General features: G+C 66.2%; 4 protein-coding genes. All 4 read right to left on the bottom strand.

What is annotated here, in order from left to right:
• Positions 1-15 precede the first annotated feature (15 nt).
• Positions 16-2,094 carry a recombinase family protein gene (locus BST27_RS29870; protein WP_069422640.1) on the bottom strand — a complete coding sequence of 693 codons (2,079 nt, stop codon included), beginning with the start codon at positions 2,092-2,094 and terminating at the stop codon, positions 16-18.
• 6 nt (positions 2,095-2,100) lie between these two features.
• Positions 2,101-2,394, bottom strand: a complete 294-nt coding sequence (locus BST27_RS29865; protein ID WP_139805465.1) for a hypothetical protein — start codon at positions 2,392-2,394, stop codon at positions 2,101-2,103.
• Positions 2,378-2,857, bottom strand: a complete 480-nt coding sequence (locus BST27_RS29860; RefSeq protein ID WP_069422638.1) for a COG3415 family protein — start codon at positions 2,855-2,857, stop codon at positions 2,378-2,380. The genes BST27_RS29865 and BST27_RS29860 overlap by 17 nt, the downstream gene beginning before the upstream one ends.
• Before the next feature lie 202 nt (positions 2,858-3,059).
• Positions 3,060-3,354 (bottom strand): DUF5372 family protein (locus tag BST27_RS29855; protein WP_232007486.1); only part of this gene is annotated, 295 nt, incomplete at its 5' end.

Raw genomic sequence — 3,354 nt, 5'->3', positions numbered from 1 at the left:
GACAAGGGCTTGGCTTCATAGTGCACCTCCTGTAGTGGGTTGGATGGGAACTCGTTTTCTTAGTGGGCTGCCTTGTCGGGTGGTAAGGCGTGGATCACCGGCGGTCGGTGGTTCGTAGAGACGTTCATTCTTGTCGTTTGCCTTGTGGGAGTTGAGTATTCCGGCCTTGGTCCAGCTCTTTACGGTGCTGGGGTGCACGCCGAGGTGTTGCGCGAGTTCGGTTGTGGTGAGCAGGCCCTGGGCGCGGAGCCGCTCGGAGTGGCTGAGCAGATGGTACTTGCGGCGCACGTGGACGACGATGCCTGCGGTGAATGGCTTGTTCTCACCAGAGCGGTGTCCTTGGGCGTTGAGCGTTTCGGCGACCTCGGCATCGGTGTGGGTGTCCAGTAGCCGGTCCAACACTTTGACGGTGTCGGAGCGGGTTTGGCGGGCTTGCCAGGATGTGGGCGGTATCGCGATTGCGAGACTGCGGTTCTGTCCGCCCCGCAGACGCACGTGTAGGTGGATGCGATCGTTCTTGTGTAGGGTGACATCGTCGACGAGTAGCCGCACCATGCGTTTACGGTCTCGCTGCGCGGTGTGTGGGTTGGACCAGAGGGCTGGGAAATCCGTTGCCAATGAATGAATTTGGTTCTTGATCTGGTCGTTGAGTACGGCTGCGGCGGCCTGGGTGGCGCGTTCGTAGTCTTCGCGGGCGGCTTGCAGGGCGCGCAGCGCATCGTTCCAATCGGCCTCGAGGCTGTCGGCGACGAGTCGGTTGTCTGGGTCGACGGCCAGGTAGCGGCGGCGGGCCAGGTCGGCGCGGTGGCGTGCCCGTTCGACGGCCTGGCGGCGCAGCGCGTCGGCCTCGGCGGCGCGGGTGTCCAGTTCGGCCTGCACGGTCAGGGCGACCTCGAGGGCGTGCGGGGTGAGGGTATCCAGCAGCAGGGCGCCGACGGCATCGTCGACGACGGCGCCGGGCACGGTTTGGCAGCGCTGCGCACCCTGTTGGATGCATCGGTTCATACACTGGTAATCGGGGACCTCGACGCCGCGGCGGGTGTGGTAGCGCACCGTCATCCGCCGCCCGCACCGCCCGCAGATGGCCAGGCCCTGCAGCAGCGCGGTTCCTTCCCGGGCGGGACCGGCGGCGCGGTCTTGACCGTGGGCGGTGGCGTTGCCCAGCAGTAGGCGCTGGTTGGTCTCGTATTGGTCCCAACTGATGTAACCGGGATGCGCGTCGGGGAACAGCGCGATCCACTGCTCACGCGGCAAGGTCTGGAAGGTCTTCTTGCCGTTGGCGCCGACGCGCTCTCGGCGTCGGCCGTAGGCGAACGCGCCGGCGTAGCGGGGGTTGTGCAGGGTGCGCAGCACCCGCCAATGCTGCAGCGGCATCCAGGCCAGCTCACCCTTATGCGTGCCGGTGCGCACCCGCACCGGGAACAGCAGCTTCTCGGCGTTGAACTGCTGCACCACCGCGCGTGCTGAGCCGGTGCGAGCGAATAGGGTGAACACGTGCTGGATCGCTTGTTGCACACCGCTATCCGGGTCGAGCACGATTCGCTCGGCTGGGTCGTAGACCAGCCCGACCGGCAGGGGCATGCGCAGTTCGCCGCGGCGTGCCTTCGATAGCTGCCCGCCGATGAGGCGGGCCCGGATGAAGTGCAGCTCAGCCTCGCTCATGGTGCCCTTGAGTCCGAGCAGCAGCCGGTCGTTGAAGTCGGTCGGGTCATACAGGCCGTCCTCATCGCAGATCAACGTCGCCGACATGGCGCAGATCTCTAGCAGTCGGTGCCAGTCGGCGTTGTTGCGGGCCAGCCGTGACACCTCCAGGCCCAATACGATCCCCGCGCGGGCCATGCTTACCTCGGCGACTAGCCGCTGGAATCCTTCCCGGTCGGCGGCCGAAGCGCCGGACTGGCCTTGGTCGGTGTCGATGGTGACGATCGCCTCGGTCGGCCAGCCCAGCGCGATCGCCTTCTGCCGCAACGCATATTGGCGGGTGGCCGATTCGGTGTTGGTCAGCACCTGACGCAGCGTGGACTGGCGCACATACAGGTAGGCGGTGCGGGCCAGGTGCGCGCCGGTCACCTTCGCCGCGGCCTGCTCGCTCATGACCGCTCACTCCGCAACGGCGACAGCCAGCGCCATCGAGGCCAGCAGCCCGACCAGCTCGGCCTCCGCGCCCCCGGTGACCGGAGGTGAGACCCGGACGGGTGTGGGCGCCGACACCGTGGGCACGGTCGGCTGGCGCAGCCGCAGCCATGCGGCCACCCCGCGTTGCTGAAGCACTGCCAGCCCCATCCGCCACCCGTCGGCCGCACCACCAAGCGCGCGGGCCCGCAGCTGCTCATACCCGTCCACAACGTCGGATCCATCACCGCCTGCATCGTCGATGTCATTGCACTCCTCCACTTTTGGGGTTCTCAGCGCGGGCCAGGGCCCGCTCCACCGATCGCGGGTGCACCCTGAGCGCGAACGTCTCGGCGATCGCATCAGCCAGCCGCGCCGACCCGATGCCGGGATCGGCTTCGCGCAACTGCCGGGCATAGGTGATGACCTGGGCGGTGAGCTTGTGCGCGCGCCGCGGGCCCGGCTTGGCCGGCACCAGCCCACTCAGCCCGTCACGGTCCACCGCGGCGGCGGCCTCGTAATACGACGGCCGGGAGAACCCGAACGTGGCCGCGGTCTGGGTGACCGGGGCGCCCTCGACCCGCACCCGCCGCACCATCTCGTACTTGACCTGCACCAGATCGCGGGCATCGAAGAACTCCGAGGACGCGAACCGTTCGTCACGTACCGCATCCGGGCGAGGATTCAACGTCCGCGACTCGGCCAGCGCCGCCTCCTTCGCATCCAGCTTCCGCTTCCGAGCCACAACGCCACCTCCAAATCTATTGTGTAAATAGAATTATGCCGGATAGAGCGATGACCAGATGTCCGACACGCTGCAACCGTGTCACATAATTACAGCTATTCACGTTGCTAGCTGCGCAAATTATCGAGCGTAGGTGATGTGAACACCACTTATGACGGCATAATCTGCCTAACGAATGCGGCATAATTGGGCTGACACTCGTTCAGCCGGACAGGCCATCGATCAGCCGCCGCAGTTCGACCAGATCGGCGAACCCGAACGGCGACCGACCCGCGGCCATCCTGACGAACACGTCCGGCTCGACAACGTCCGTCCAGCCCACTGGCAGCGAGAACTGCCGAGCATTCTCGTCGAGGAAGAACACCCGATCCTCCGACCACGTCTGCCGAACCGCGAGGAAGACGAACTCGCGGCCAAACCACGGGTGGAACGGGTGCGTCACCCGAACGATTCGCTGATCACCGACCGGATGGAGCGCAGTTGACGACTCGGGACAA

Source organism: Mycobacterium intermedium, assembly GCF_002086275.1.
Lineage (GTDB): Bacteria > Actinomycetota > Actinomycetes > Mycobacteriales > Mycobacteriaceae > Mycobacterium > Mycobacterium intermedium.
This window is presented reverse-complemented; position numbering and strand designations above follow the sequence as displayed.